General features: G+C 46.6%; 29 protein-coding genes and 2 pseudogenes. 25 read left to right on the plus strand and 6 right to left on the minus strand.

Annotation, left to right across the window (positions count from 1 at the left end; genetic code table 11):
* Positions 1 to 61: 61 nt before the first annotated feature.
* Positions 62 to 1138 (minus strand): copper resistance D family protein, encoded by a 1077-nt coding sequence (locus tag AC2TDN_RS17615; protein WP_484689386.1) that lies wholly within the window; start codon positions 1136 to 1138, stop codon positions 62 to 64.
* Positions 1139 to 1347: 209 nt separating this feature from the next.
* Here AC2TDN_RS17615 and AC2TDN_RS17620 point away from each other — a divergent pair, with 209 nt between their 5' ends.
* The 6 genes and pseudogenes from AC2TDN_RS17620 (at position 1348) to AC2TDN_RS17645 (ending at position 6207) form a co-directional block, all read left to right on the plus strand.
* The gene (locus AC2TDN_RS17620) at positions 1348 to 1713 is read left to right on the plus strand and encodes an ArsR/SmtB family transcription factor (protein WP_482067611.1); all 366 of its coding nucleotides are present in this window, start codon (positions 1348 to 1350) and stop codon (positions 1711 to 1713) included.
* 227 nt (positions 1714 to 1940) lie between these two features.
* Positions 1941 to 2870: an ABC transporter permease gene (locus AC2TDN_RS17625; protein ID WP_484689545.1), complete on the plus strand. Its 930-nt coding sequence runs from the start codon at positions 1941 to 1943 to the stop codon at positions 2868 to 2870.
* Between the two features lie 18 nt (positions 2871 to 2888).
* The gene (locus AC2TDN_RS17630; RefSeq protein WP_484689388.1) at positions 2889 to 3797 is read left to right on the plus strand and encodes a carbohydrate ABC transporter permease; all 909 of its coding nucleotides are present in this window, start codon (positions 2889 to 2891) and stop codon (positions 3795 to 3797) included.
* A 42-nt stretch (positions 3798 to 3839) separates the two neighbouring features.
* Positions 3840 to 4622: pseudogene (locus AC2TDN_RS17635) on the plus strand (extracellular solute-binding protein); the annotation flags it as partial.
* A 102-nt stretch (positions 4623 to 4724) separates the two neighbouring features.
* Positions 4725 to 5222 carry an RNA polymerase sigma factor gene (locus AC2TDN_RS17640; RefSeq protein ID WP_484689390.1) on the plus strand — a complete coding sequence of 166 codons (498 nt, stop codon included), beginning with the start codon at positions 4725 to 4727 and terminating at the stop codon, positions 5220 to 5222.
* Positions 5212 to 6207, plus strand: coding sequence for an anti sigma factor C-terminal domain-containing protein (locus tag AC2TDN_RS17645; RefSeq protein ID WP_484689392.1), 996 nt, complete (start codon positions 5212 to 5214; stop codon positions 6205 to 6207). Before AC2TDN_RS17640 ends, AC2TDN_RS17645 begins: the two co-directional genes overlap by 11 nt.
* Positions 6208 to 6635: 428 nt before the next feature.
* On the opposite strand, the gene AC2TDN_RS17650 is transcribed toward AC2TDN_RS17645, so the two are convergent.
* The gene (locus AC2TDN_RS17650; protein WP_484689394.1) at positions 6636 to 7589 is read right to left on the minus strand and encodes an ATP-dependent DNA ligase; all 954 of its coding nucleotides are present in this window, start codon (positions 7587 to 7589) and stop codon (positions 6636 to 6638) included.
* 257 nt (positions 7590 to 7846) lie between these two features.
* On the opposite strand from AC2TDN_RS17650, the gene AC2TDN_RS17655 reads away from it, so the two are divergent.
* Positions 7847 to 8680, plus strand: a complete 834-nt coding sequence (locus AC2TDN_RS17655; RefSeq protein WP_484689395.1) for a deoxyribonuclease IV — start codon at positions 7847 to 7849, stop codon at positions 8678 to 8680.
* A 137-nt stretch (positions 8681 to 8817) separates the two neighbouring features.
* Here the strand turns inward: AC2TDN_RS17655 and ku are convergent, their stop codons facing one another.
* On the minus strand, positions 8818 to 9666 hold the full coding sequence (ku, locus tag AC2TDN_RS17660; protein WP_482067606.1) for a non-homologous end joining protein Ku: 849 nt from the start codon (positions 9664 to 9666) through the stop codon (positions 8818 to 8820).
* Between the two features lie 228 nt (positions 9667 to 9894).
* Positions 9895 to 10203 carry a hypothetical protein gene (locus tag AC2TDN_RS17665; RefSeq protein WP_482067605.1) on the minus strand — a complete coding sequence of 103 codons (309 nt, stop codon included), beginning with the start codon at positions 10201 to 10203 and terminating at the stop codon, positions 9895 to 9897.
* A 325-nt stretch (positions 10204 to 10528) separates the two neighbouring features.
* On the opposite strand from AC2TDN_RS17665, the gene AC2TDN_RS17670 reads away from it, so the two are divergent.
* From AC2TDN_RS17670 to AC2TDN_RS17685, 4 genes and pseudogenes are all read left to right on the plus strand, one after another.
* On the plus strand, positions 10529 to 10984 hold the full coding sequence (locus AC2TDN_RS17670; RefSeq protein WP_484689398.1) for a hypothetical protein: 456 nt from the start codon (positions 10529 to 10531) through the stop codon (positions 10982 to 10984).
* 128 nt (positions 10985 to 11112) lie between these two features.
* Positions 11113 to 12554: pseudogene (locus AC2TDN_RS17675) on the plus strand (spore germination protein).
* Between the two features lie 39 nt (positions 12555 to 12593).
* Complete coding sequence (locus tag AC2TDN_RS17680) at positions 12594 to 13271, plus strand: GerAB/ArcD/ProY family transporter (RefSeq protein WP_482067603.1); 678 nt, start codon at positions 12594 to 12596, stop codon at positions 13269 to 13271.
* A 176-nt stretch (positions 13272 to 13447) separates the two neighbouring features.
* Complete coding sequence (locus tag AC2TDN_RS17685; RefSeq protein WP_482067705.1) at positions 13448 to 13696, plus strand: YolD-like family protein; 249 nt, start codon at positions 13448 to 13450, stop codon at positions 13694 to 13696.
* A 652-nt stretch (positions 13697 to 14348) separates the two neighbouring features.
* Here AC2TDN_RS17685 and AC2TDN_RS17690 read toward each other — a convergent pair.
* Both AC2TDN_RS17690 and AC2TDN_RS17695 read right to left on the minus strand, forming a co-directional pair.
* Positions 14349 to 14759 carry an ImmA/IrrE family metallo-endopeptidase gene (locus AC2TDN_RS17690; RefSeq protein ID WP_169089368.1) on the minus strand — a complete coding sequence of 137 codons (411 nt, stop codon included), beginning with the start codon at positions 14757 to 14759 and terminating at the stop codon, positions 14349 to 14351.
* Positions 14760 to 14767: 8 nt separating this feature from the next.
* Positions 14768 to 15196: a helix-turn-helix domain-containing protein gene (locus tag AC2TDN_RS17695; RefSeq protein WP_484689401.1), complete on the minus strand. Its 429-nt coding sequence runs from the start codon at positions 15194 to 15196 to the stop codon at positions 14768 to 14770.
* Between the two features lie 255 nt (positions 15197 to 15451).
* On the opposite strand from AC2TDN_RS17695, the gene AC2TDN_RS17700 reads away from it, so the two are divergent.
* From AC2TDN_RS17700 to AC2TDN_RS17765, 14 genes are all read left to right on the plus strand, one after another.
* Complete coding sequence (locus tag AC2TDN_RS17700; RefSeq protein WP_484689403.1) at positions 15452 to 16072, plus strand: ECF-type sigma factor; 621 nt, start codon at positions 15452 to 15454, stop codon at positions 16070 to 16072.
* Between the two features lie 169 nt (positions 16073 to 16241).
* Positions 16242 to 16430 carry a hypothetical protein gene (locus AC2TDN_RS17705; RefSeq protein ID WP_484689405.1) on the plus strand — a complete coding sequence of 63 codons (189 nt, stop codon included), beginning with the start codon at positions 16242 to 16244 and terminating at the stop codon, positions 16428 to 16430.
* A 3-nt stretch (positions 16431 to 16433) separates the two neighbouring features.
* Complete coding sequence (locus AC2TDN_RS17710) at positions 16434 to 17750, plus strand: phage tail sheath family protein (RefSeq protein WP_484689407.1); 1317 nt, start codon at positions 16434 to 16436, stop codon at positions 17748 to 17750.
* Position 17751: 1 nt separating this feature from the next.
* Entirely contained in the window at positions 17752 to 18216 is a 465-nt protein-coding gene (locus tag AC2TDN_RS17715; RefSeq protein WP_484689408.1) for a phage tail tube protein, read from the plus strand.
* Positions 18217 to 18243: 27 nt separating this feature from the next.
* Entirely contained in the window at positions 18244 to 18666 is a 423-nt protein-coding gene (locus AC2TDN_RS17720; protein WP_484689409.1) for a phage tail assembly chaperone, read from the plus strand.
* A gap of 229 nt (positions 18667 to 18895) precedes the next feature.
* Complete coding sequence (locus AC2TDN_RS17725) at positions 18896 to 21106, plus strand: phage tail family protein (protein WP_484689411.1); 2211 nt, start codon at positions 18896 to 18898, stop codon at positions 21104 to 21106.
* Positions 21106 to 21771, plus strand: a complete 666-nt coding sequence (locus tag AC2TDN_RS17730) for a LysM peptidoglycan-binding domain-containing protein (RefSeq protein WP_484689413.1) — start codon at positions 21106 to 21108, stop codon at positions 21769 to 21771. Before AC2TDN_RS17725 ends, AC2TDN_RS17730 begins: the two co-directional genes overlap by 1 nt.
* Before the next feature lie 4 nt (positions 21772 to 21775).
* Positions 21776 to 22744, plus strand: coding sequence for an XkdQ/YqbQ family protein (locus tag AC2TDN_RS17735; protein ID WP_484689415.1), 969 nt, complete (start codon positions 21776 to 21778; stop codon positions 22742 to 22744).
* Entirely contained in the window at positions 22744 to 23046 is a 303-nt protein-coding gene (locus AC2TDN_RS17740) for a DUF2577 domain-containing protein (protein WP_484689416.1), read from the plus strand. The genes AC2TDN_RS17735 and AC2TDN_RS17740 overlap by 1 nt, the downstream gene beginning before the upstream one ends.
* Entirely contained in the window at positions 23043 to 23444 is a 402-nt protein-coding gene (locus AC2TDN_RS17745) for a DUF2634 domain-containing protein (RefSeq protein ID WP_484689418.1), read from the plus strand. Before AC2TDN_RS17740 ends, AC2TDN_RS17745 begins: the two co-directional genes overlap by 4 nt.
* Positions 23431 to 24474: a baseplate J/gp47 family protein gene (locus AC2TDN_RS17750; protein ID WP_484689419.1), complete on the plus strand. Its 1044-nt coding sequence runs from the start codon at positions 23431 to 23433 to the stop codon at positions 24472 to 24474. Before AC2TDN_RS17745 ends, AC2TDN_RS17750 begins: the two co-directional genes overlap by 14 nt.
* 3 nt (positions 24475 to 24477) lie before the next feature.
* Positions 24478 to 24891 carry a phosphoglucomutase gene (locus AC2TDN_RS17755; protein ID WP_484689421.1) on the plus strand — a complete coding sequence of 138 codons (414 nt, stop codon included), beginning with the start codon at positions 24478 to 24480 and terminating at the stop codon, positions 24889 to 24891.
* Entirely contained in the window at positions 24892 to 25914 is a 1023-nt protein-coding gene (locus AC2TDN_RS17760; RefSeq protein ID WP_484689423.1) for a DUF2793 domain-containing protein, read from the plus strand.
* 12 nt (positions 25915 to 25926) lie between these two features.
* Positions 25927 to 26421 carry a tail fiber protein gene (locus AC2TDN_RS17765; RefSeq protein ID WP_484689425.1) on the plus strand — a complete coding sequence of 165 codons (495 nt, stop codon included), beginning with the start codon at positions 25927 to 25929 and terminating at the stop codon, positions 26419 to 26421.
* Positions 26422 to 26423 lie beyond the last annotated feature (2 nt).

Consider the following 26423-nt stretch of genomic DNA (forward strand, 5'->3'; position numbering starts at 1 on the left):
ATCCATTTCTGAGTAACAGTCCGATGGTATTCTATTCACATTATATGATCTCACGTGCCTTTTACTTAACAGACAAGAGTATACCGAGGAACGGAAGCAGGATGCCGATAATCGCCAAGCTGACAAATAGGCCGCGTTTATCTTTTTTATACAATGGAATCAGCATAACCAGAGATATGAGCCCGAGTGCGATCATCGCAAGCTCGGCAAAGCCCCAGCTCCATTGGAGATCTAAGCTCTGCACATTGCCATGCAGCCATTTAAATAACGGAGAAGGAGAGGGCAGCTCAAACTCGTCTTCATGTGGAGGCTCCTGTACACCCATAAAAGCTGTTATGATAAGAACCGCAAGGGCAATGAACGTTTCAAGGCGAAGCCACCAGAGCAGCCTGCGCGTATCTGTCCCATTATTCGTTAGCTTCGATAGAAAACCATTCATAAAACCAAGAAGGAGAAGCGGCAGAAATACGAGATGCTTGAGCAGGAGTGCTTCACCGTAATTAATGCCCCATGAATTAATATATCCTTCAACGATGAGCGACATCATCACTAATCCAGCGGCAATGATAAGCCCCATGCTTACAATCGATAGCGGCGTAAACCAGCGGATAAAAGCATTCCATTTCAGTTCGCCCCTTGCGAACCATGCAACCAAGAGGAGTGTTCCGAGCCAAATGGATACGGCTGCGACATGCAGCGTTTGGGAGAGCAAGCCCCATACGGCAGAGAAGCTCGTTGGATGGCTTGCCCAGCCATGCGCGATAATGCTGCAAATCCATAACGAGGCAAGCAGCCATTTGGTCCACTTTTGCTGGAAACCGCTTAAAACAGTGATCATATACATAACCGTACAGATGATTAGGTTCCAGACCCATGCGTTCCCGTAGTTGTAATCCTTTAATACGATGAGCAAAATTTGTACAAAGGACAGATTTTCGGCAAAATCGCTGAGGACAATGGTTGTCCGTATGATAGACATAAACGAGAATAACGGAATGCCCAGAATGGCATATTGAAATAGGCCAAATGGATTTGTCATGTCTGGTTTTGAACGATCGGGAATGAATTGAAGCAATAGATATCCGCCAGTAAAGGCAAATGACAAATAAAGCAGCGTCTCAAAAAAATAAATATACAAATGTACCAGCTCCAAATTCCTTAACGATAGTTAGTTTAAGTGAATCATATCACAGCTATTAACAAGTGAATGTATGCTCATATGACAATTGGTTGAAAATAGTGGAACAGCAATTACAATATGCGTTTGGATCGCTTGAATTGACTGCCTTAAACGTAATCTTTTTGATATAATGGATAGTACGAACATAAAGGGCGGTGGCAAGTGAGATGGATCGAGTAGTGGAGGAACAATGCGACGATACGTGCTTAGGCACCGAAATGAATCTAAATGTGTTGAATCAAGCGAAGCTGCAGGAGCAAACGGCGGTTGATTTGGCTGAATTGTTTAAAGCGCTAGGTGATCCTACAAGGGTAAAAATGATACATGCTTTGCTCAATAACGAATTATGCGTTCATGATCTATGTGTCGTACTAAGCATGGCGCAGTCCGCCGTATCTCATCAGCTTCGTTATTTGCGCAATGTGAGAATCGTTAAGCGACGCAAGGAAGGCAAGACGGTTTATTATTCCATTGATGATGACCATGTGAAAGAGATTTTTGTTCAAACCTTAAAGCATTTGGAGCACACTTAAAAGTAGAGAGTAACTGTATGTAAATACGGATACTCTTTTTTTTTTTGCGTTAAAGTCATATGAAGCAAAACGGAAGCTTTATCTCGCTTTTCCCCATTAGAGTATGCGCTTTCATGCGATGTTGAAAACGACATATTTACGGGGTTTCCTTTTGTCGGCTATCGTTGTGTTAGTAACCAGGAAGGAGTGATTCCGTGCAGGAGGTTAAACGTATTGCAGCGGGCAGCATGCTGAAGGAGCCGGGCAAGATGAAGAGCAGAATGGGAAAAAGACTGCTTCAAAACTGGGAGCTGTATCTATTCATTGCCCCCGCCTTTTTCTACTTTCTAATATTCTCTTATCTTCCGATGTACGGCATACAAATTGCATTCAAAAACTTTATACCGACAAAAGGGATTTTAGGAAGCCCTTGGGTAGGTTTTGATCATTTTGTCCGATTTTTTGATTCTTATTACTTTTGGGACTTGATATGGAATACTTTGAGCATTAGCCTTTATGAATTGTCTGTAGGGTTCCCGATTCCGATTATTCTGGCGCTGGCCTTCAATGAGATTAGGGGCGGGTTCTTTAAGAAGATGGCTCAGACGGTCACTTATGCGCCGCATTTCATTTCAGTCGTCGTCATGGCGGGGATGATTATTACATTCCTATCGCCATCGTCCGGAATTGTCACGCACATGCTTGAATGGCTTGGGTTTGACGCACCTGATTTTCTGACTGATCCTAGATGGTTCAAGACGATGTATGTGCTCTCAGGTGTATGGCAAAGCGCTGGTTGGGGTACCATCATTTATTTAGCTGCACTTTCAGGAGTAGATCCTGGGCTGCATGAGGCCGCGATTATTGACGGCGCTTCACGCTTCCAACGCGTACGCCATATTAACATTCCGACGATTGTCCCGACAATGACTATACTTTTAATTCTAAATATGGGAAGTCTGCTAGGGGTAGGGTTTGAGAAAATTTTATTGCTGCAAAACTCGCTGAATATGGGAGCATCTGATGTTATTTCTACATTCGTGTATCGTTCAGGACTTGTAGATGCCCAGTACAGCTTCTCCACCGCTATCGGCTTGTTCAATTCCTTAATTAACGCGTTTGTGTTAGTTGTGGTGAATCAGATTGTAAGACGTACCAATGAAAACAGCTTGTGGTAAAAGAAGGGGGTGCGACCGATGACTAGCGCCGTTAAAGAGAGCGGACGGGATAAAGTATTTCTGATTTGCAACTATATCTATGTGTTCTTGGCTTTTATTGTCGTAGCTTATCCTGTCATTTATATGATCAGCGCTTCGATAAGCGATCCGAAGTTAGTCGGTTCAGGTGAGATGTGGCTGTGGCCCAAAGGCATAACATTCGAAGGCTACCAGCGAGTGTTCCAGAACTCGAGTATATGGACCGGATACGGCAACACCATCCTGTATACGGTGGTAGGCACGACGATCAACTTATTGGTAACGCTGCCAGTGGCTTATGCGCTAAGCCGCATGGATTTTATGGGACGAAACATTTTTATGGGCATGTTCATGGTTACGATGTTCTTCGGCGGCGGTCTTGTGCCAACCTATTTGCTCGTCAAGGAGCTCGGAATGGTCAATACGATGTGGGCGATTGTCATCCCTTCAGCCGCATCGATCTGGAACATTATCGTAGCCCGTACGTTTTTTCAATCCTCGATTCCGAAAGAGCTGCAAGAGGCTGCACAGATTGACGGCTGCACGAACCTGAGGCTGTTCATGAAGATCATTTTGCCGCTGTCGATGTCGATCATTGCTGTTATGGCTTTGTTCTACGGCGTAGGCAACTGGAACAGCTACTTCTCAGCGCTTATCTATTTGAACGATGCTGCGAAATACCCTCTGCAGCTTGTCCTGCGCCAGATTCTAGTTCTGCAGGAGATGTCGGCTCAAGGCGGAGGCGCACTGGATGCGGCGAGCGCGTCTACTCTGAACAACAAAGCAGAGATCGCTTCGCTGGTCAAATACACCGTTATTATCGTTGCGACAGCGCCGATTATCGCGATTTATCCGTTCCTTCAGCGTTACTTTGTGCAAGGTGTCATGATTGGCTCCGTAAAGGGCTGATCTTGCTCATAAATGATATGGAAAAAGGGAGAGGGTTTTTGGTTGAAAAAGCTACAGAAAGCATCTTCGGCATTGCTTAGCCTCACGCTGCTTATCTCCGTACTAACAGCCTGCGGTTCCGCGAATGATGAGGGGAAAACAAACGGAAACAACGCTGGCACAGGAAACACACCGTCCAATGAAGCCGAAGGTGTGAGCAAAGACGGATTTCCTGTCGTAATCGAACCGATTACGCTCAAGATGATGTCTCAGGATGTCGGTGTTGCGGATTGGAATAAGATGCCTGTTCTACAAGAGATGGAGAAATTGACAGGCATTAAGCTTGAATTCCAGAACGCCCCGCTTGACAGCGTTGCCACCAAGAAGAACCTTGTATTTGCAAGCGGCGATTTGCCGGATATGTTCTATGCAGCAGATCTTAAACCAGCAGAGCAAGTAACTTACGGCTCGCAAGGCGTTCTTGTCCCTCTAGAAAAATATATTGATGAGGGCTATGCGCCTAATATCAAAAAAATCTTTGATGACCATCCCGAAATACGCAAGTCATTCACAACGCCAGACGGTCATATTTATGCGCTGCCTACGGTCGACCTAGCAGCGGTTTGGTACCGCGGTCCGATGTGGTACAACGGTAAATTCCTGAAATCGCTTGGGGCATCAGAGCCTAAAACGACAGAAGAACTGTATGCCTATCTGAAGCGCGTTAAGGACGAAGATGCGAATGGAAATGGGAAAAAGGATGAAATTCCGCTCACTTCCGTCAAACTGAATGATTTGCGTATGTACTTCCTTGGCTTCTGGGGCATTTATGATGAGGTCGTTTTTCTATAAATAAAAGGAGTTTTTCCTGTTAAATTTGCTTTTTTTTGTAGGGCATGTATACATTTCGCCCGCCAGTACGTTGTATAGGTTGAAGGGAGGTTGAAAGTGAATAACGAGCGGATGTTGCTGCTGCTGCAGGACAAAATGAAGCATTTACAGCGGTACTTGATTCGCATGGGAGCGAGCCAGGCTGACGCCGAGGATATCGTTCAGGACACGGTATACAAAGCGCTCCTTTATCTTGATTCCATCGTGCCAGATAAGTTTCCAGCGTGGTTGTACAGGGTCGCGCTCAATCGTTATTACGACATTCTTCGGAAGCACAAACGAATACAGTTGTCGATCGAAGAGGACGCCGTGGAAAGCAACGAAATCCCAGATGAAGTTCTGCTGCGAAAGGAACTGAGAGATGAGATCGAGCGAGTGATGGAAGCGCTAACCCCGATTTATAAGCAGTTGCTCATTTTAAAATACGAGCTGGATTTCAGCTATCGAGAAATCTCCGATTTAGTAGGCATCAGCGAGGAGATGGTGAAGACGTATTTATATCGTGCGCGTAAGAAATTTCAGAAAATATATGGAGGAATATACGATGAACGATAACGAGACAATTGACGAGGGAGAAAAACTGTCGGCGCTGGTCAGGAAGGCTCGGCGCAGAACAATTTGGAGAAACGCAGGCATCTCGTTGGCAATTACGCTATTTATTCTTGGGGGAGGGTGGTTCACCAATCTACAGCTGCAGTATAGAAGCTCGGAAAATGCGCAGCATGACATTGAAATGCTTAAGGAGATCAGCGGTCCCAACTTATATTTATCTAGCTCCCAGATTAATTACGGTTTTCTGCGTGGCACGCTCGAATACCAAACTTATAAGCTTATAGATGGCGTTCCGGTCATTTGGGATGCGGAAGCCTACGAGTTTAGCTCCTGGAGAACTTTTTCACGCCCCCCCGGCAACTATTCTGACCTGTCGCTTCCGGACCGTGTCATGCAAGAGAAAGGATTTCATTATCACCGACCTTACAATCCCCGCAATGGTGAGCGAGAGATGATGTTCTACCTTCCAGTTGTAAAATACGCTAGCTATCTCAACGAGATTCCACAGCTTAATGATATGGATGGAAAGAGGCTGGTCGAGCTGGGTATCTCTTTCGACACCAATTATACCTTAAAGCAGATCAAGGCGATGCTACCGACGGGTGTACATCCAGTATGGTATTGGGTGGATACTTATTCGGATATGAAACCATACCTAGCCGATAAAATGCCTGATGGATCCATTATTAATCCTTTTCCCGAATCAGCGCGATATGTATATGGCTTCGGAGTTCGACCGGATTACTTTGATGTCTCGGAAAAAAATTTTCTTGATGATCTGGATATTGGACTGCGCGCTAATGGAAAATATAATCAGGAGTATGAGCGCATTTACGATTATTTACGTATGGATAAGGAGAAACCAGACACAAGTGACGTGCGTATACTAGGCGTCGTCGTGACGGGAACGGCTGATAGTCTGAAGGCGCTTCAGGGGCAAAGATATGTGAAAGCGGCCGTGCTAGGTGCGATTGTCGACAAGTACTGAGCAAGATTTGTCAGAATTTTTCCTCCTTGGATCCTCAGGGAAAGTTAACAATGCCACTCCGGATGATACATAACACAAATCATAAAAAAATCTGATATTGAGAGATGCTATCCTTTAGAACAGATCGTAGTGTCTCACAGGCATATTGAAAACGGGCGAACAAAGGGGGAGATTGCACTTAGAAAGTAGTAGTAGTTGTTCAACTAACGGGTAACGTTAGTTCTATGAAACAGCGACAGTCTAGGACTTTATTTTCTCGTCCTTGGCTGTCGCTGTTTTAATTTCTAGGGTCAGTCTAAAACTTAATCTATGGAGTCTGACGGTATGACAATTCGAAAAGCCGCGTGGAATAAAGACATCCAGTCTTATCCTTTATTTTCTGCTGACATACATAGCATCGCTGGCGTACTATTCAGAGTTTATGCACACTACTCTCCCTTTAACTGGTCAACCGTGCATTCGCTACTATCCATATTAACAATAGCTTGAATGCTTGGGTGACGCATGGTCCCTCCAGGGGTAAACTCGAGATATTCGACTTTGACTGTAAGCGCAGGCGTTACCCAGACAGCATCTTTGGACCGTTCTGGTTCATTAATGAATGGCCTATGGGTTGCTTGCTTTTCCTTTATGTCTTCCGTTATTGCTGCCCAATCCCTCTGGGTTAATTTACCGGTGCCAGCATGGCCGATGTATATCATTTCACCGTCATTCGTATAAATACCAAGCAATAGTGCGTTTACTATGTTATGTCTAAAAGTGACCCCGCCTACAACGGCGAATAGGTCCTTCATGACCTTCTGTTTTCGCCAACGCCCGTCTTTTCCATTGATGCGATAAGTACTGTGAAGGTCCTTAAAAATGACACCTTCCATTTGATATTGTTTCATCAGATCGAATAAGGCTATTCCATCATCAAAATTTTGTATGATTTGAAGGTTGTTTTGCGGAATCAATATTTTCTCAAGCAATGCCAGCCGATACTCTAATGGCTTATCCGTTACCCAATCCCCGTTATAAAATAATACGTCAAAGATCATATAGGTAACTGGGGTTCGCTCTGATGATTGCTTAATTTTTTGAGATTGCTTTAAGCTGTCCCTCTTCATAACTTCATAAAATGACGGCTTATTCTGATCGAACGCAATAATTTCGCCATCAAGAATAACAGAATCGGCTTTGCAGAATTCGCTTGTGTTAAGAAGCTCGGGATACTGCAGCGTCCGTTCATTCATTCTCCGGTTGAACAGTTTGGTTTCGTTGCCGTCAAAATAAAGCAATACTCGGACTCCGTCCCATTTGATTTGCGCCACCCAGTTAGCTCCCTTAGGCGGAATAGACGTACTAATAGGCTCGAATGGATAAATGGGTTTTAGCTCCATACACAACCTCCCGAAATTTTATAGCTCAAGTTTGTCCATATGCAGGCTGCACCATAACAAGAATCACTCTTTTCACTCTTTAGGATTCCCAAATGGAATTCAGCAATAGAGCCAATTAGAAATCATCGGTGGTGTGAGATTTGATGATCGCAAAGCATTCTTTCTCAATTCTGGTATATTTGATATTCCGTATAGAAAGCATATAGGATGAATATTTGCTGAGAGCATGAAATGGTTTTGGAGCGGGAGGGATAAAGATGAAGCTTGGAAGCCATGTGACAATTAGCAACGGGTATCTAGCCGCGGCCAAGGAGGCGGTAAAGCTTGGGGCAAAAGCTTTTCAGTATTTTCCTAAAAACCCGCGCAGCCTATCTGTGAAGGCCTATGATCATAGGGATACAGATGGCTGTGCTCGTTTTTGCCAAGAGCATGGACTGGTTTCCATTGCCCACACGCCATATACGACTAATTTATCGATCGAAGGTCCAGAAATGCAGCAATTAATGATAAGTTCGATTTTAAACGATTTGGATATTGCTGAAGCGTGCGGATCCATCGGCGTTGTCGTTCATTTTGGAAAATATAAAGGTGCTGACCCCCTGCAGGGATATAAATTAATGATCGATATGCTTAATAAAGTTCTTATGAACTGGAAAGGCAAATCCCTTCTGCTTATTGAGAATAATGCTGGGCAAGGGGTGAAAATGGGGACCATGTTGGAGGAGCTTGTGCAAATCCGTAAACTGACGGATTATCCCGATAAAATTGGATTTTGCTTCGATACCTGCCACGCATTCGCAAGCGGGTTATGGACAGGGCATAATTGGACTGAAATCATGGAGAAGGGGATTGAACTCGGGTACTTCACCAACCTTAAAGCGATACATTTGAATGACTCCGTATTTCCAAGCAGCTCCTTTAGGGAACGGCATGCGAATGTTGGAAAGGGGTATATCGGCGAAAATAATATGATAGAGCTTTTGCACAGCCCTGTACTAAGGGATCTGCCTTTCATTTTGGAGACACCGAGTTCCAAGCAATATTCTCACCTGGATGAGATTAAATACGTATATACACTAGCTGCAAACTAATCAGGCATGAAGGTGATGCTGTAAATGAGAGCTTCAGCGGACAGAGAATCCTAATAGCAATTGAAAAAGCCCCCAACCACATCTTGAAGGTGGAGTTGGAGGCTTAGCTCTCTTATGATCCGCACGCACCATCATCCTTACGAAACGACATCCTCATCCTTGGCTTTCCGAGTGGTGGTCTTCCGTTTTTTCGGTTTCGGTTCGGCTGGCGGTATTTTTGCAGCCTCAAGTGAAGCTTGCAGCGCGCTCATCAGGTCAATGACATTCGTGCGGCCAGCAGCTGGCGCTGATACCTTATCGACGCTTTCACCGGCAATTTTATGCGAAATCGCGTCCAGCATCGCTGCTCGGTAATCGTCCGTATACTTCTCAGCTTGAAATGGCTCCGAAAGCTGCTCAATGAGCTGCTTTGCCATTTGCAGCTCTTTTTCATTCACAACAGTTTGCTCAGGAAGATTAGGCACTTCCGTGAGCGAGCGAATTTCATCCGGATAATGCATCGTCTCCATGCACAAGCAGTTGCCAACGGCCCGAATCGCCGCCAAGCTGCTTTTGCTTCGAATCGAAATTTTGGCGATGCCGATTTTGCCTGTTTGCCTGATTGCCTCAAGCAGCAGACTATATGCGCCGGAGCCCGCCATATCAGGGGAGAGGTAATAGGGCTTTTGAAAATACAATGGATCGATATCCGTTAGATCGACAAAATCGAGTATTTGGATGACCCGCGCAGACTCGGGCTTCATCGCTTCCAGCTCTTCCTCGTTGAACAGTACAAACTTGCCTTTCTCATACTCAAAGCCTTTGGAGATGTCCTCTGGCTTAACCTCTTCTTCGCAATGCGGGCATGTTTTCACATATGAAATAGGCATGCCGCATGTCTTGTGGATTTGTCGGAAATGGACATCCTTGTCCTCAGTTGCCGTAAACATTTTCACTGGCACATGAACCAATCCAAAGCTAATTGCACCTTTCCAAACCGTATGCATACAATCGCCGCCCTGCTTTTTTTTCAATAGGATGCGCGTGTTTGGTCAAAGTATACGGGCGATCGAATGAGGGGACGGAAAAGCGGCTGATTTCTAAAAAAGAAACCAAAGCAAAGAGACCTCCATAAGCTTAATTGAACTTGTGGAAGGTCTCTCGCTTAAGGCGAATGGTTGTCCTGCTCACTTTTATTGGTCGTCTCACTGAGCATTAAGTTGTTCTGCTTACCACTATTGGTTGTCTTGCTGGGTGCTTTTGGCAGTCTGCTGCCTAAGCTCGGCATTTTTGGCAGTGAGCTGCTTGGCGATAGCAGCCTGCGAAGCTTCAATTTTGCCTGCCTCTTCGGTTAATTTTGAAATTTGCGTCATTTTGCTGCTGAGATCAGTCGGAGAGGAGCTCACTTTGATGTTTTTTTGCAGCTGCTTTATTTTGGCGAGAGCTTTCTCTCTTTTTATCTTATCGCTTACGCTTTGCTTTTGAAGGTCGGCGATTTCTCGTTTCAACCGGCTAATGATCGACGTTGTAAAACTAATGGACATGGGGGCACCTCATAATCGTATAGTGTTGCATCGCCCCATTTTACTATAAACAGCAGGTTTAAGCGAGAAAAGAAAGACCCGAAAGCAAGGCACCATTGCTGCTAAGTGTCTTCCTACGGTCCATCGTTCATCAACCTCGGTCAGTCATGCTGTTGTTTTGTTATTGTAACCTTTATCCATTGCCTCATGCGGGGAACATAATGAGCAAGGGGTGTTCTGCCTACTTGTGTCTTCAAATCATGGTGAAGTATTATTAAGCGTTGTAGCGCATATTGTGTTCTCTTCTCTCCGATCAATCCGTGCAAACACGAGGAAGGAGTTTATTTTGAAGGCTAGAAGCTTGTACGACAACTATGTCAAAAATAATCTTTTCATGAAAATGATTTTGTTGTTTGCGCTCATCACGACCGTCACGATCGTTACCTTTTCGTTTTTTATGTTTAATGTCATGTCGGAATCAATCATTCGCAATGAGCTTGAAAACCAGAAAAAAGCGATGGAAAGCGTCAACAGCTATATGACCCGCAAATATGAATCGGTGCAATCGTTTATGCTGGATGTGTATAGGAATGAATCGCTATCGCTTCATCTCTCGTACTTCCTGCAGCATCCATTCGAGGATTATATGAAATACCAACTGGATCAGTATGCCGATGAGGCTGATATAGATATGCCGAAGGGACTCGATTATTTCGAAAATAAGCTGGATAGCGATGCCGATATTGAGAATCTGCTGCTGTACAGCTCAGAGAAATTGATCTTTGTACGATATTATCGATAGCAGCAAATATTGAGCTGAATTTAAAAATGATTTTATGGGATTTGGGCGGCAGCGACGATGTGGTTATCCGTGAAATCCGCAGCGCTTGAAGCGACGAATCTACCGCTGCCATTGTATATATTGACGGCATGTCCGATGCCACCATTATAAATGCTTATATTTTTGACTATCTAAACCGTTCGCTTCAGCTTGACCTGGATCATAAAGAGCTTGCACATCAGTTGTTATCGGGCATAGGCTCGATTCATCCCGTCGCGAAGACAGGAGAGCTCTATCAGTCGCTGCTCTCTGGCGAAGCGATCATTTTCCTAATCGGCAGTGATCATGCTTATCGCGCGGATATTCGCCAGTGGAAGGGCAGCGAGGTGACGGAATCGACCAATCAGACGTCGGTTCGCGGACCAAGGGAGAGCTTTACCGAAACCTTGAGGGTGAATACCTCGCTCATACGCCGAAAAATAAAAGATCCGAGATTATGGCTAGAGACGATAGCGATCGGCCGAATAACAAAAACCGATGTAACGATCATGTATTTGAACGGTATCGCGAAGCTTCCGTCATTTCGGAGGTACGCTCGCGTTTGCAAGCGATAGATATTGATGGCGTTCTGGAAGGCAGCTATATCGAGGAGTACATTGAGGATGCAAGGTTTTCCATTTTCCCTACTGTATTTAATACGGAGCTGCCCGATAGCGTAGCCGCGCAGCTGCTGGAAGGCAAAGTAGCCATACTCGTGGATGGTTCGCCAAAGTTTCTGGTAGTCCCTACGCAATTTGTCAGATTTATTCAATCTACTGAGGATTACTATCAGAGGGCGATCTATGCGAGCCTGCTTCGAATACTGCGTTTTATTAGCGGATTTATCTCGCTGCTGCTCCCCTCCCTGTAAATTGCCATAACGACCTTTCACAGGGACATGCTGCCTGCCTCCTTGTTGATCAGCCTCGCTGAACAGGGGGAGGGGGTTCCTTTTCCAGCTTTTATCGAAGCGGTAGCGATGGAGGTGACGTTTGAGATTTTAAGGGAAGCAGGGCTTAGGATGCCAAGGGCGATCGGTCAAGCCGTATCCGTTGTAGGTACGTTAGTAATCGGCCAAGCAGCGGTCGAAGCCGGAATTGTCTCTGCCGCGATGGTTATTGTCGGATCCGTAACAGCCATTTCGACCTTTACGTTGCCGGCATACACGATGTCGATTCTCATCCGCATGCTGCGATTTGTGTTAATGGGACTCGCGGCAAGCTTCGGCTTGTTCGGCATCATTATGGGCTTGTTTACGCTGCTGCTGCATTTATGCTCTCTGCCTCATTTGGAGAGCGTTATATGTCGCCGCTTAGTCCGTTTATTGCTTCGAATCAACAGGATACAATTGTCCGATTGCCGTGATGGCTCCATTTTAAACGGCCAAGCACTGCGCAGAAAGGCAATCGGATCAGGCGATACTCGTCGCTTGGTGGGAGCTGCCGAAGCTGCTGGAGCAAAAGCGTACGAAGGAGATTGCCGCGTTCCTAACGTTCCATCTCATAGGTACGGCTTTGTACGGCGCATTAGCCATGAACGTGAAGCTGCCTAATCCGTTTCTTCTCATCAAGCTTGTCTACGGGTCGCTCATTTGAGCAAGGAAAACGTTTTTCCCGTGTTTTTGGTGCTCTTTTTGTTTATGGTCGTCTTCCTCCTGCCGCAAATCGAGCTCTCCAAGCTGGAGCCTGTGCTCGCTGAAGGGCTTGCGCCAGTCATGAACGGCGTATTTATTTCCTTTACGATCCCGTTCTCGGAGGTTTTCGTTATATTAATGCTTGTCCCTCACGTTCGAGGCAAAAACGGGACGATGAAGCCGCTCTTGCTGGGAATTGCCTTAGGTGGCGCGATACTATTTATAACCGTCCTTCTGTGCGTGGTTGTACTCGGGTCAAGCTTAATGGAGACCAAATATTATCCGATGTTCATACTCGCTCAGAAAATAAGGGTCGGGGGTTTTCTGGAGAGAATAGAAGCCATTCTCGCATTTATCTGGATCGTAACGGTGTTTTTTAAAACGTTAACTATTTTTTATGCCATTACGCAAGGGATAACCCAATTGTTTCGGTTAAAGGAGAGCAATATGTTGACGATACCGCTTGCTATGATCTTATTGGTAGGCTCCGTAATCAGCACCCCGAATATTGTTGTATATAATGAAATCAATAAAAACGATTGGCCCTTGTTCGATCTGACGGTCTGCGTACTTCTTCCCGCCTTATTGCTAGGCTGGTTCTATTTAAGGAGAAATCACGATCATAAGGCCCAATAGGCTGGATAAGCACAAGGAAACATTTGGTTACTCATGCATTACCGCTAACAGAGTCAATCGCCAACATGCTATAATAGATCTATTCGCGTAACTTAAATGGATAGGATTAGGGTCTCCTCGGAGCGGAGGAGATCCTTTTTTATTGAAAATATAGTTGCCATACATAGCTGGAGGGGATAAAGGTGGCAAAAGGACCGAAGCGGCCAACGAGAGATGAATTTGAGCTTGAGGAGCTGGGCGAGAGATTGGTAGAGGCCAAGCAGGAGGGCACGGAGCTGCTGCTGACGATTTGGGCGGCGGAAGAGAAAGTAAGAGGCGTCATTACAGCGCTCGATTCAAGAACGAAGAAGGTTCATGTTGAGCATATGGGAAGCCTAACAAAGGTCCCATTCCTCGATATTATGAAGGTAGAAAGCCCTTATTGATAAGATAAGCTTCTTGTGAGGAAAAGATTTCTATATTCGTCAGGCTGGAGGCCTCCCTCGTTCACTTGCTGAACGACCGGAGGCCTCGCGCCTGCTCGGAGAACCGTGGATTAAAGGCAGAATATGACACTGCATCGGGAAGAGGGCAATTTGACTTTAAAACGTTAAAGATTTCGACGGTAGAGGCAAAGATTGCTTTTGCAAATATTAAACCTATTCTGAAAGCGTTTACGGGAGAGGATGAGTTTAAAGCCGTATTGGCAGATGGAGAGGGCAACGAGACAGAAGCGGCGACCGCTGAGCTTATCACCAAACTAACTCGATTCACGGGAATAAGTGTAGAAAATAGAATAATTTCACTACGTACCCCCATCAAATCGCCATCTGGGCAGCTTCGAAAGGAAATAGATCTAGAAACTAGATCTATTATCACCAAACTAACTCGATTCACGGGAATAGGTCTAGTAAATAGACTAATCCAACGAAAGTTACTTTAAAGCAAACTGCTAGAATCGCAAAATGTGCGATCATGTTGTGAGAGTAAGAAGAGGAGCAGCCTAGAATAGGTTTGCCATTGCTCTAGACTGCTTGTGAATTATTCCATTTTAGTCTATCTAACACCAGCATTGCGTTTTTAGAATAAAACTTCGCTTCAAAAATAAAACTTATGCATTTCCGCCGGAACGCGATTTCGCATAAGAAGCTCCTCAAGCGTCTCGCTGGCAGCGGGAGAATCACCGGCTGTCAGCAGTCTTACTGCAAATTTACTCGCTTGCCGTTCATACTTTCCTACATTAAAAAAAGATTGCTCATCCAGCCAAAAACGGTTGAACCCGGGATGCAGCCGGTCATGCCCAAGCTCATGCGCACATACGAAACGGCGCCAATCCTCTGGCAGCGCATCGTGAATGACGATAAACCGGCGGCGCAGTTTTTTGAAGTAGAGACCGCGCGTGCCTTGTCCGAGGTCGGCGTAACGAATATGAATGCCAAGGCCTTCAGCGATGGTGAAGGGATCATTGGTTTTGAATTTTCGAATGAGCTTTAAAATCATTTTATCCATAGCAACACCTACCCTTTGGCATCATCATCAGGAGCATCGTCGGTTGGTTCAGCCTTTTTTTTGTGCTTATTCATTTGCTTAGCTTCCCAGAACAGCCCAGTCAGCACATCCATGACACGCTGGCGATCGGTAGCACTCATCGGAACGCCGTCGAACATAATTTCCCCATCTTCTTCGAGCAGCTTCTTAAAGTCGCGCTTATCTTTATACGTTGCCCAATCGGGTATTGTTGCCGAAGCAGCATCGCGGCCAAGCAAATAATCACTGGTCGTATTCAAAATGTCAGCCATTTTTTGCAGGTCCTCGCTCGTTGGCGTAACCCGGTCATTTTCGATATGCCCAAAATTGGATCGGCCCATCGCAAGCTTCGTGGCGACATCCTGTTGTGTTAATCCCCGTTCGATTCGCAGCTGTTTTATTCTCGTCCCTAACGACATTTTAAATACCCTCCATTTTTCGAGATTCGGTATTTTAAATACTTGACGGTAATTAAAATACCGAATACAATGAGATTCATCAGATGAACACATGCAGCAATTTATTGGAAAAGCCAAATGGCTATTTTAGCTACTTCAAAGTTAGTATATTTTCGATTAAGAGTATTGTCAATACCAACCTGTAAAACAATTTTTTTTGAAAAGAACGGTATTTTAAATACCTAAAAGCAATAGAACCTTTGGGAGGTTATGCGAATGAAACAGGAACAGCAGGTAATCGATCAATTAAATGCTTATAAACGGCTTAAAGCAAGAAAGAAACAGCTAGAGGGGACATCGGTTGGTCCTGGCGTTCGTTTAAGCGCGATGTCGGAGGATGATCATTTGCAGGAGCTGCACCGACAGCTGCGCAAGCTTCCCTCCTATATGTATTTGGATGAGCAGGAGCAGCGGATCGAGGCTGCGGCGCATGCCAACCTGTCCCAATATCCGCTAGGAACAAAGGCGCAGCTAAGCGAAGTGGTTAAAAGCCGTGCAGCCGCGAGTCCAGAGGATGAGAAGCTGCTAAGGGAGCTGGAGAAAAAGATTGAGAAGGTGCTTGAAGCAAGGACCGGGTCGAACGGGTTTGAGGGCTATATGGGGGTGATCGATAAAATCAGCGAGCTTCAGGATATTGAGACTCAGCTGCAAGCTGTCGACCAAGCGCTCGAAGCGCTAGAAGCTTATGAACCCGAATACGCTCGGCTGCTGAAGCTGCGTTTTATTGAAGGGAAGCCAACAGAATTTGTTGCTTCAGAGCTTGGAATCGTCGATCGCACGTTTCGCAGATGGAAGCAAAAGGCGCTGGCGGAAGTTGTCCGCTTTCTGTCCGGCTAATGTCCGTTTTTGGTCAAATAACCGTGATATTATGATATTGTGCAAAAGATCATAAGCGGGGACGAGCGGTGGACCATACCGAGCGTCCCTTTTGTTTTTTCCAGGAGAGGGGGTGGCTCAGATGTAGGCGTTTGAGCTTGAAATTAATGAAGTTTGGAGGAATAGCGAAATGAAGAAAGCGGAACTACAGGTTGCTGGACAAGAAGCTAGCTTCAGCAAGAAAGAGCTGCTGGCTGCAAAAAGGTATACGCCATCGCAGAAGGATGTTCTCTCTGCCGTATTGCAAGAGGAAGAAAGCTATACCCATGAACAAGCGTTATCTCGGATAACAGCCTATTTGAAAAAGGAGGTCATGTAGAACATGGCAGGAGGAACATATACATCACAAAATAAGGTGCGCCCCGGCGTTTATATTAATCTGGCAGGCGAGAAACAAGCGGTGGGCAGCATGGGTGAACGAGGTACAGTAGCTGCTGCGTTGGCATTGAATTGGGGAGCATCGAAATCGGTGATTGCGATTCATGCAGGCGAGGATGTAAGAAGCTTGCTTGGTTACGATCTAAGCGCGCCTGAACTGCTGCTGGTCCGTGAAGCTCTTAAGAAAGCAAAGACGCTGCTCTTATATCGTCTGAATGAAGGGACCAAAGCAACTGCTGCTGTCGGCGGCTTAACGCTTAAAGCTAAGTTTGGCGGTGTACGCGGCAATGACATTACAGTAGCTGTGAAGCAAAACGTCGATGATGAGGAGCTGTTCGATGTTATCACTTATGTCGCTGAAGCGGCGGTTGATTCGCAAACGGTGGCTGCTATTGCAGCACTTAAGGGCAATGCTTTCGTGGACTTCAGCGGCACGGGAACGTTGACACTAGCAGCAGGCGCTCCGCTTGTGGGCGGCGCAAATGGCACGGTTACAAATCAGGATTATACCGACTATTTGACCCAGATCGAGCTTCAGGATTTTAACACAATTGCGCTTGTATCCGCTGATGCTTCTTTGAAATCCGTATACGCTGCCTTTGCCCGCCGCTTGCGCGAGGAAGAGGGCCGCAAAATTCAAGTCGTGCTCGCGAATTATCCGTCTGCCGATCATGAGGGGGTCATTAGCGTCAAAAATGGTGTTAAGCTGCAAGATGGCACGGTCATCGATGCGCAGAAAGCGACGGTTTGGGTTGCTGCGGCGACGGCCGGGGCTTCCATTAATCAATCGCTGACCTATGAAGCGTATGAGGATGCAGTCGATGCGGACATTCGGTATACAAATTCGCAAACGGTGGCTGCGCTTCAAGCTGGCGAGCTGTTGTTTACGGCAAGCGGCGGAAGAGTCATTGTCGAACAGGATATCAACACCTTTACAGGATATTCGCCAGAGAAAGGCAAAGCATTTTCGAAAAATAGAGTTATTCGCGTGCTGGATGGCATCGCCAATGACTTTAAACATATTTTCGAGAGCTTCTATATTGGCAAAGTGGATAATAACGCAGATGGCCGGAGCCTTTTCCGCAACGAGTGCTCAAAATATTTGAACAATTTGCAGGCTTTGAATGCGATTCAAAATTTCAATTCGCAGACGGACCTGTCGGTTATTGCCGGCACGGATGCCGATAGCATCGTGATTAACGTCCACATCCAACCAGTAGATAGCGTAGAAAAAGTATATATGAAAGTGACGGTGAAGTAATATGGCATTTTTGAATGCAGGAGACACGATTTCGGGCCGCGAAGGTCGGGCTTATACGGTAATTAACGATTCGCAGGAAGAGATGTTTTATGTGAAGACACTGGAGGCGAGCATTGAGAAACAAAAGGCGGAGATCAAGACGCTTGGCCATCGGGGCTTGCAGCACAAAGCGACAGGCTGGTCTGGTACGGGCACAATGACTATTTATTACGTCACGACGAAGTTCCGCCAAATGATGCTGGATTACGTAAAAACCGGCGTGGATGCGTATTTTGACATCGTCATTATGAACGAGGATGCCGCCTCCGCAACTGGCAAGCAAACGGTTGTCCTGAACAAGGTCAATCTGAATAAAGTCATTATCGGCAAGCTGGACACCGAGAGTGAAGCGCTGGAAGAGGAAATTGAGTTCACCTTTGAAGGGGTGGACATCCAAGACAGCTTCTCGTCACTCTCGCTAGGTTAAATAATTTATGAATGGAGGCAAGAGCAAATGAGTGATTTAAGTGTGTTTTTTGCGCAAAATGCAGCAGTCGAATCGACGCAGCCGTTTATCGTATCCGAAAGGTTTAAAGATGCAGAGGGACAAGCCGTCGCATGGGAGCTGCGCAGCATGACCGAGGCTGAGAACGAGGAATGTCGCAAGTCGTCCACCCGCAAGGTGAAGGGGAAAAACGGGGTTTTTGTGCCGGAGACCAACACGGATGAGTACCTCGCAAAGCTTGTTGTAAGCAGCATTCAATTTCCAAATTTAAAAGATGCGGAGTTGCAAAAATCGTACGGCACGCTCGGTGCCGAGAACCTTTTGCGCAAAATGCTGCTGCCTGGCGAATACGCCTCGCTCGTACAGCGCGTACAGGAAATCAACGGCTTTAACCAAAGCCTTAACGATTTGGCGGATGAAGTAAAAAACTAATCAAAGAGGGCGACGGAGAAGCGAATTATGCTTATTACGCCCTCCACGAGCTTCGTATCCTGCCTCATGAGCTGATGGCCATGACCCGGCGGGAGAAAGCGGCGATCTACGCGATGATCGACGTTCGCATCGAGAACGAGAAGAAACAGCGCGCCAAAGCAAAACGAAAATAAGGACGGGCAGCGCTCCCATGCGGGAGCGCCTTCGCCCGTGTGAAGGGGGTGGAAGGATGGCGAGTAATTCCCCAGCTGTTATTGACAATGGCGGTTCTTCCAATACAGGCTCTGCCGAAGCCTTTATCAATTTTTTGAATCGTTTGAATAGCGCTTTTATCGAGGCAGCTAAACAAGGCGAAAAATTAGTGAATGCTTTTGATAAAATGCGAGTGGAAACCGTACAGCTGGACGCTGAATTGAGTAAGGCAACCGTTTCTATGAATGAGTTTACCGAATCGGTAAAAAGATTAAGAGAAGCAGCAAATCCACCTCCAGCTGGTGATCCAGAGGGCGAACCCGATAGGCCAAACGGACCTGACGGTGGCGGCTCTAGACGCGGGTTTTTAGATATGGATTTAATAGATTCAATAGAAGTCATAGCAGCAATAACCAACGTAGTTAATGCAATAGATACACTTAGAAATTGGTTTCAAGGCGATACGCCAAACCCAGCAAATCCTGCAGAGGGAACACCAGCACCAGATGCTATATTAGATGCAGCAAAGCAGGGAGCGGCTTTATGGCAATCTGCCATTCTAGGCGCGGGAGCAAAGCTTACGCAAATGATTGGAATGGCGATTTCCGGCGGTATGGAGGAGCACCAATCAAAGGCAATGCTCATTGCCCGTTCCGGCGGTGAAAAAACAGGAGAGCCTCTGTACGAGAACATACGAGCAAATGCGGTGGCAAATGGCGTAGATGTCAATGAAGCGATAAATACGGCTTTAAAGCTTATGCCAACTGCCCAAAATACGAGTCAGCTTGATCGAATGACGAATATGGCGATGGAAATGTCCGCTTTTGATCCTAGCGGCGGCAGCCCGGTGGATGCTGCTGGAGCGATAAAATCGGCGATGAGCGGTGATTACTCCGGCTTGATGGATCAGTTCAACATTAGCAAGGAGGCCTTTAAAGACGTTGGATTCGAGAAGGCTAAGGATATGGATGGATTTCTAGATGCCCTGGATACGATGAGAGAAAAGGCTAATATGGGCGCAGAGGCAATGGAGACGATTGGAAGCAGTCCTGCGAATCAAATTGCCGATTTGCAAAGCTTGATTAAATCAGGTTTTGCCGGCGCAGGCATGGGTGCCGTTGCGGCGATGTCACCGCTGCTTGAGAAGCTAAATGAATTAGTTGCTGGCGAGAGGTTTCAAGCCTTTTTCGCCTTATTTGAGCAAGGATTGACGTATGTGGCCAATCAGCTAGCAGTTGTTGGTGAAGCTGCTCTTTGGCTGGTTAGTCAATTTGTAGAAAATTGGCCACTGATCTTGTCTATTCTTATGCTTGCAGGCACGGTGCTGCTGCCGACTATTCTTACTGCGTTATGGGCAATGGTTGCGCCTATTTTGGCACAGGCGGGAGCATGGCTGCTAGCTATGTGGCCCATTTTGCTTATCGTGGCAGTCATAGGAGTATTGATAGGAATCTTTTTATATTTTGGAGGAACCGTTGAGCAGGTCGTTGGTTTTGTTATGGGCTTGTTTTTTAGTTTGTTTGCCGCATTGAAAAATGGATTTGCCTATCTATGGAACATGATTTTGTCGGTTGCTGAGTTTCTGGTCAACATCTTTATTGATCCGGTTTATGCGATTAAGAAACTGTTTTTTGACCTCACCAAAAACATTGTAGATTTCTTTGGCGGCATGATCAACACCTATATTGATGGGCTTAATTGGGTGCTGGAGAAGGTGAATGCTATTACCGGTACGGATTTTGAAATGATTGGAAAGGTAGATACCAGCCAAATCGATCAATTTAAGCCGGTAAGTGAAAAGAACGTTGTAGACTTTTCTAAATATAAGATGGCACAAACGGATCTTGGGGCTGCTTTTAACAAAGGCTCTGACTTTGGCACTGGCTTAATGGATAAATTGGACAGTAAGAAAAATAATTTGAATGCTATGCTCAATAAGGAGTCTGGGTTTGGTAAGCCTGCCGGAGAGACTGCTGGAGGTTTTGGCGGGGGCGCCACGCCAAACATCAACCGAGTCGGAGAAGTCGGCAAAATCAACGACACCGTCGATATTTCCAGCGAGGACTTGAAGACGATGCGGGAGCTTGCGGAGATGAAGAACATCCAGAACTTCGTGTCCTTGCAGCCTACAGTCAGCGTGCAAACCGGAGATATTAATAACGGCTATGATATCGATACCATTATTGGACGAATTGAGCGCTCATTAAATGAGGAAATCGCTTCCTCTGCGGAAGGGGTGTACGCTTGATGATCAGCAATCGGAATTATGAATATGGAATATGGCTGAGCTACGGGAATCAACAGCAAATCATCCATCTGCCCGTTAACCCGCCAGAAATTAAAATCGGCGATACTGCGGGCGGCAAAACCTATGAGGTGTCGGGTTTAGGGGAGATCAACATTCTACAAAGTCCGAAGCTTAAGGATATTTCGTTTGAGAGCTTTTTTCCAGCTGTCTCATATCCTTTTCTGGCTAGTAAGACATGGATCGACCCGGTCTTTTATGTCAAGGTTATTTTGGACTGGATGGAGAAAAAGCATCCTATTCGGTTTGTTTATACAGGCGCAACGTTTGATATTAATTTGCCCATGAGCATTGAGAAATTTGAGTGGAAGGAAGCTGCTGGCTCCGGGGATATCGAGTACAGCATATCGCTTAAGGAATTCGCTTTTTACGGCGCTCGGCCCGTCATCCTAACAAAGGACGGTGCAAGTACCAAAACGAAGCCTCGCCCTTCCGATAAGCAAAAGCCGAAGACGTACAAGCTGGTTGCCGGCGATACGCTCATAAAGGTAGCGCGAGTCCAGCTTGGCAGCGAAGGCCGCTGGCAAGAAATTCAGAAGCTAAACGGTATCAAGGATGCGCAGCTTAGGAAGCTGCCCATCGGTATGATGCTGAAGCTGCCGGGGTGATCCTATGCTGGAAATTTTAATCGATAATCGCAACGGAAAGGTATGGGATATTACAAGTCTTGTTCCTTCTCTCACCTACAAGACAAAGCGGACCGGAGCCGCTTCGAGCCTTGATCTTACGCTTATCAAAGGCAGCCAGTATCAGAGTGCTTCATTCGAGGTGAACAGCGGCAATGTGATCCGTTTGCGCAAAGATAATAGAAATATCTTTTACGGCTACGTATTCGAGATTAGCTCAGGAAAGGACGAGAGCGTTTCGATTAAGGCGTACGATCAGATTCGCTATTTGCTTGCAAATGATACGTACGTGTTCCGTAATGTAACTGCGTCGCAGATCGTGAAGCGAATAGCGGATGATTTTGGCATGAAAACGGGGCTGCTTGCTGATACAGCGTACAAGATCCCATCGATGATTGAAGATAATAAGAAGCTGCTTGATATCATTTACAAAGCACTGGATTTGACGCTTATTCATAAAGGCGGAAATTTTATGCTATTTGATGATTACGGCCAGTTGTCTGTACGCAATATTCAGGACATGAAGGTTGATATTGTTATCGGCGATTACAGCCTCATGTATGATTATGGGCTGAAGCGCTCGATTGATGGGGACACGTATAACCGGATCAAAATTTATCAGGACAATAAGCAGACGGGGAAGCGGGAAATTCACATCGCGCAGGACAGTACTAATATAGCGAAGTGGGGCCGTCTTCAGCTTTATCAGCAGGCGGATGAGAAAATGAACTTGGCGCAAATCAGAGAGCAGCTCAGTCAGTTAATGACGTTGAAAAACCGCGAGCAAAAAAGCATCAGCATCGACGCGATTGGCGATTTGCAAGTTAGGGCAGGTTGCTTTGTTCCCGTTGTTATTGAGGAGCTAGGCATCAATCAATATTTTCTCGTGGACGACTGCTCGCATAAGTTTGATGCAGATACGCACACGATGAAGCTGGAATTGAGGGTGGTTTAATGGCATTATTGGATTCGATTAAAAAAGCAGGCGCGGCAGCGTACGCAGCAGGCAACCCGATGGCCGTTATGGTCGGAAAAGTGACAAAGATAAATCCTCTGGAAGTAAACGTGGATCAACGTTTTACTTTAACGGAGGATTTTTTAATTGTCCCGGAAAGCCTAGTGCGCTATGAAGCAGATTTGCCTTCATCAGGAAAGCTGCTTATTCGCAAAGGGCTGGAAGCGGGTGATACCGTGCTCTTGCTTCGCGTTCAAGGCGGGCAGCAGTTTGTGGTGCTGGATAAGGTGGAGAAGCCATGATTCCACAAGGAGCAAGCATCGCAGAGGCTGTGATGGATGATCGTCCTGAGACGAGCGTGACGTACAAGCTGGATCTGACAAATCATCGTATCGTCGGGACAACGGATGGTTTGGAGGCCGTTAAACAAGCTGTTTTTAAAATATTGCAGACGGAGCGGTACCGCTATTTTTGCTATAGCGACGATTATGGCGCTGAGCTGCAGGGGCTAATTGGCGAGGCGTCTGCGTTTGTTCGCTCCGAGATGGAGCGGAGAATTAGGGAGGCTTTAATGCAGGATGATCGAGTATCTGGCGTTACTGATTTTCTGTTCGACGTAACAGAGGAATCCGCTGCTATACAATTTACCGTCAATACGGCATTTGGCAGCTTTGGAGAGGAGGTGAATGGACGTGTATGAAAATATGACCTTTAGCTTTTTGCTTCAACAAATGCTGGAACGTGTCCCTAGCAATGTGGATAAAAGGGAAGGCAGCATTATTTACGATGCGCTGGCACCTGCAGCCGCAGAGCTCTCTGAGCTGTATGCCCAGCTTGACGTAAACATGAATCTGGCGTTTGCCGACACATCCAGCGGCGAATATTTATCAAAGCGTACTGCTGATTTTGGTGTAATCAGGCAAACGGCTACGAGAGCAAAGCGGCTGGGCAAATTTTACGGTGAAAATGGATCTGCCGTGGATGTGCCGCTCGGCAGCCGCTACTCGGCTGGCTTGGTTAACTATATTGTGCGAGAGAGATTAAATGCCGGTACTTTTGTGCTTGAGAGCGAGATCGAGGGCGTGGTCGGCAATCAGCAATTTGGAGATATGCTGCCAATCGATTATATTAGCTCGCTTGCGCGCGCTGAGCTTGCAGCTGTACTGGTGCCCGGAGAGGACGAAGAATCGGATGAGCAGCTGCGCGGCCGTTTTTTTGCGGAGGTGCAAAATCCGGGTACGAGCGGCAACGTGTCGGATTATATGAAATGGGCTTTATCAGTGGCAGGCGTTGGAGGGGCGAGAGTTCTGCCTTTGTGGAACGGCCCTGGCACAGTCAAGGTGGTAATCGTCAATGCGGACAAACAGCCAGCAAGCGAGGTGCTGCAAGGAGAGGTGCTTGATTTTATTAATGAGAACAGGCCAATCGGAGCTGAGGTATCGGTCGTGTCCGCAGCCAGCGTTCCGATTCATATTAAAGCTTCGGTAACGCTTGCAGCAGGCTATACGATTCAGCTTGTGAGTGCCGCATTTGCCGCTGAGCTATCCTCATATTTAGAAGAAACCGCGTTTCAGATCAACTATGTGAGCATAGCAAAGCTGGGTACTTTGCTATTGGGTATACCGGGCGTTCTTGATTATGATGGACTTCTGTTAAATGGCGGAAGCGCCAATATTGGACTGGATATTGAAGAAGTGCCTATTGCGGGGCTTATTGAATTGGAGGTGTAGCCGATGCCATACCCTGCGGAGCTGGATCGTTTTACAGAGAAGCTGAATAAAAAGGAAAACAGCGAGCTGCACGTTATCGAAGAGGAGCTTACTGTTTTAGGAGGCGTGTTCGAGGGAGAACTTGCGCATGATGATATTCGCAAGGAGAGCATTCAAGTTTATACGGGGCCGGGCTTATCCGGTCAGAAGGTCCCGAATTATTTTTTAACTGTTCCAGCTGAGATGCCATGGAGGCTTCGCATTAAGCTTTTTGCACAGGCAGATGCCGTATTTGTCACCTATGAGACGCCTGGCGATCGCGTGGAAGCGGCGGATATTAATGATTTGCAGGCCAGTATCTTAGCAACGCAAGCGGAGATCGATAGATACAAGGACAAAGGAAGTATTGATGGAGGATCATTTTTGAGGGGGAATTAGATGTCGCAGACCATACAGATTAAGCGCGGTACAAAAGCAGAACTAACCGCGTATGGCGCGTTATTGCCGGGAGAAATGGGCTTTTGCACAGATACGAAGGAAGTATATATAGGCGATGGAGCGGCGAACAGCATGGTCGGACGGGCTTTATCGGGAACGGAAGTAGCAAGGCCTGCCGCAGCGGCGCCGGGCAGGCTCTATTACGTAGTCAGCGGCACGAATATTGGATACTTATATTTTGACGATGGCACAGTCTGGAGAAGGATCAATGCGCAGAAGCTTACCGATTTGACGGGGACGTTGGATGATATTTCAGATGGCGCTACCTATGCCAAGGTGTTAAAAGCGGATGTAACAGGCGGCCATATTAACAAAGTGTCCGATGGCGTTAATGTAAAGACAGCGGCAGAGATCAAGACACATCTGGACGATGCGACCAAGCACCGGCTTATTAATGATGCGGGCTCTGCTTTAACGGATTTGTGGTCTGCGCAAAAGATTAAAAACGAAATTGAGCTGGCAAAGCATAATATCGAGCCGCAAGCTTCGGTTAAGGATAAGGATTTGGCTGTGCCTCCCGCATCGCCTGCTGTAGCAGATCGTTATTTAATTCCTGCAGGCGCAACGGGGGTATGGGCCTCTCAAACGAATAAAATTGCCGAATGGAACGGTGCAGCATGGGATTTTTACACACAGCAAACAGGCTGGACATGTTATGTCGACGATGAGCAAAAAATTTATAGCTGGAACGGTTCGGCATGGGTACGTACAGGCGGAGCGCTTCAGACGATTACAGCAGGGAGCGGTCTTACGGGTGGAGGTCAAGCCGATTCGATTACCCTGAGCGTTGGCGCGGGGAACGGGATTGCAGTTGCTGGCGCAGCGGTTAGCGCTAAAGCGGGCAAAGGCATTCTCGTTAATGCCACAGGCATCGAGGTGAGCATCGATGCGGACAGCATTGTGTACGATGCTGCGAATGGCAACCGTTTGAAGGTTGCCGTTATTGATGGCGGCACGTTCTAGGGAGGTGAGCAAATGCCAAGAAAAGTACTCATTCAACTGAGGCGAGGGCTTGAGGCAAGCATCGGTTTGCTTGAAATCGGCGAGTTAGGCTATTGCACCGACACGCAAAAGCTGTACATCGGCACAGCCGGCGGAAATATTGTGCTTGCCGCAGCACAGGCGACGGGCGACATGCTGAAAAGCATTTATGATACCAACAATAATGGAAAAATTGATAGTGCAGAGTCTGCCGACAGCGCGCCTTGGGCAGGTATAAGCGGAAAGCCTGCAGACTTTGCACCTGCTGCACATGCTCATGCGGCATCAGACATTACCTCAGGTACCGTCGCAGTAGCTAGATTGCCTGCTTCATCGGTATCTGCCGCTGGCGTAGTCCAACTAAACGATGCCATTAACAGCACAAGCACCGTGCAGGCTGCGACTGCAAATGCAGTAAAGCGCGCTTATGATCTGGCAAGCGGGAAGCTGGGGCCAGGCGTAACCTGGAATCAGCTAAAGGGGGTGTAGCT

Source organism: Paenibacillus sp. Y660 (assembly GCF_057221575.1).

Bases quoted from the DNA above. Each gene is read 5' to 3' on its own strand.
- AC2TDN_RS17620 (WP_482067611.1), top strand. From the start codon at position 1,348: ATGGATCGAGTAGTGGAGGAACAATGCGACGATACGTGCTTAGGCACC.
- AC2TDN_RS17625 (WP_484689545.1), top strand. From the start codon at position 1,941: ATGCTGAAGGAGCCGGGCAAGATGAAGAGCAGAATGGGAAAAAGACTG.
- AC2TDN_RS17630 (WP_484689388.1), top strand. From the start codon at position 2,889: ATGACTAGCGCCGTTAAAGAGAGCGGACGGGATAAAGTATTTCTGATT.
- AC2TDN_RS17645 (WP_484689392.1), top strand. From the start codon at position 5,212: ATGAACGATAACGAGACAATTGACGAGGGAGAAAAACTGTCGGCGCTG.
- AC2TDN_RS17650 (WP_484689394.1), bottom strand. From the start codon at position 7,589: ATGGAGCTAAAACCCATTTATCCATTCGAGCCTATTAGTACGTCTATT.
- AC2TDN_RS17655 (WP_484689395.1), top strand. From the start codon at position 7,847: ATGAAGCTTGGAAGCCATGTGACAATTAGCAACGGGTATCTAGCCGCG.
- ku (WP_482067606.1), bottom strand. From the start codon at position 9,666: ATGCATACGGTTTGGAAAGGTGCAATTAGCTTTGGATTGGTTCATGTG.
- AC2TDN_RS17665 (WP_482067605.1), bottom strand. From the start codon at position 10,203: ATGTCCATTAGTTTTACAACGTCGATCATTAGCCGGTTGAAACGAGAA.
- AC2TDN_RS17690 (WP_169089368.1), bottom strand. From the start codon at position 14,759: ATGGATAAAATGATTTTAAAGCTCATTCGAAAATTCAAAACCAATGAT.
- AC2TDN_RS17695 (WP_484689401.1), bottom strand. From the start codon at position 15,196: ATGTCGTTAGGGACGAGAATAAAACAGCTGCGAATCGAACGGGGATTA.
- AC2TDN_RS17700 (WP_484689403.1), top strand. From the start codon at position 15,452: ATGAAACAGGAACAGCAGGTAATCGATCAATTAAATGCTTATAAACGG.
- AC2TDN_RS17705 (WP_484689405.1), top strand. From the start codon at position 16,242: ATGAAGAAAGCGGAACTACAGGTTGCTGGACAAGAAGCTAGCTTCAGC.
- AC2TDN_RS17710 (WP_484689407.1), top strand. From the start codon at position 16,434: ATGGCAGGAGGAACATATACATCACAAAATAAGGTGCGCCCCGGCGTT.
- AC2TDN_RS17715 (WP_484689408.1), top strand. From the start codon at position 17,752: ATGGCATTTTTGAATGCAGGAGACACGATTTCGGGCCGCGAAGGTCGG.
- AC2TDN_RS17720 (WP_484689409.1), top strand. From the start codon at position 18,244: ATGAGTGATTTAAGTGTGTTTTTTGCGCAAAATGCAGCAGTCGAATCG.
- AC2TDN_RS17725 (WP_484689411.1), top strand. From the start codon at position 18,896: ATGGCGAGTAATTCCCCAGCTGTTATTGACAATGGCGGTTCTTCCAAT.
- AC2TDN_RS17730 (WP_484689413.1), top strand. From the start codon at position 21,106: ATGATCAGCAATCGGAATTATGAATATGGAATATGGCTGAGCTACGGG.
- AC2TDN_RS17735 (WP_484689415.1), top strand. From the start codon at position 21,776: ATGCTGGAAATTTTAATCGATAATCGCAACGGAAAGGTATGGGATATT.
- AC2TDN_RS17740 (WP_484689416.1), top strand. From the start codon at position 22,744: ATGGCATTATTGGATTCGATTAAAAAAGCAGGCGCGGCAGCGTACGCA.
- AC2TDN_RS17745 (WP_484689418.1), top strand. From the start codon at position 23,043: ATGATTCCACAAGGAGCAAGCATCGCAGAGGCTGTGATGGATGATCGT.
- AC2TDN_RS17750 (WP_484689419.1), top strand. From the start codon at position 23,431: ATGGACGTGTATGAAAATATGACCTTTAGCTTTTTGCTTCAACAAATG.
- AC2TDN_RS17755 (WP_484689421.1), top strand. From the start codon at position 24,478: ATGCCATACCCTGCGGAGCTGGATCGTTTTACAGAGAAGCTGAATAAA.
- AC2TDN_RS17760 (WP_484689423.1), top strand. From the start codon at position 24,892: ATGTCGCAGACCATACAGATTAAGCGCGGTACAAAAGCAGAACTAACC.
- AC2TDN_RS17765 (WP_484689425.1), top strand. From the start codon at position 25,927: ATGCCAAGAAAAGTACTCATTCAACTGAGGCGAGGGCTTGAGGCAAGC.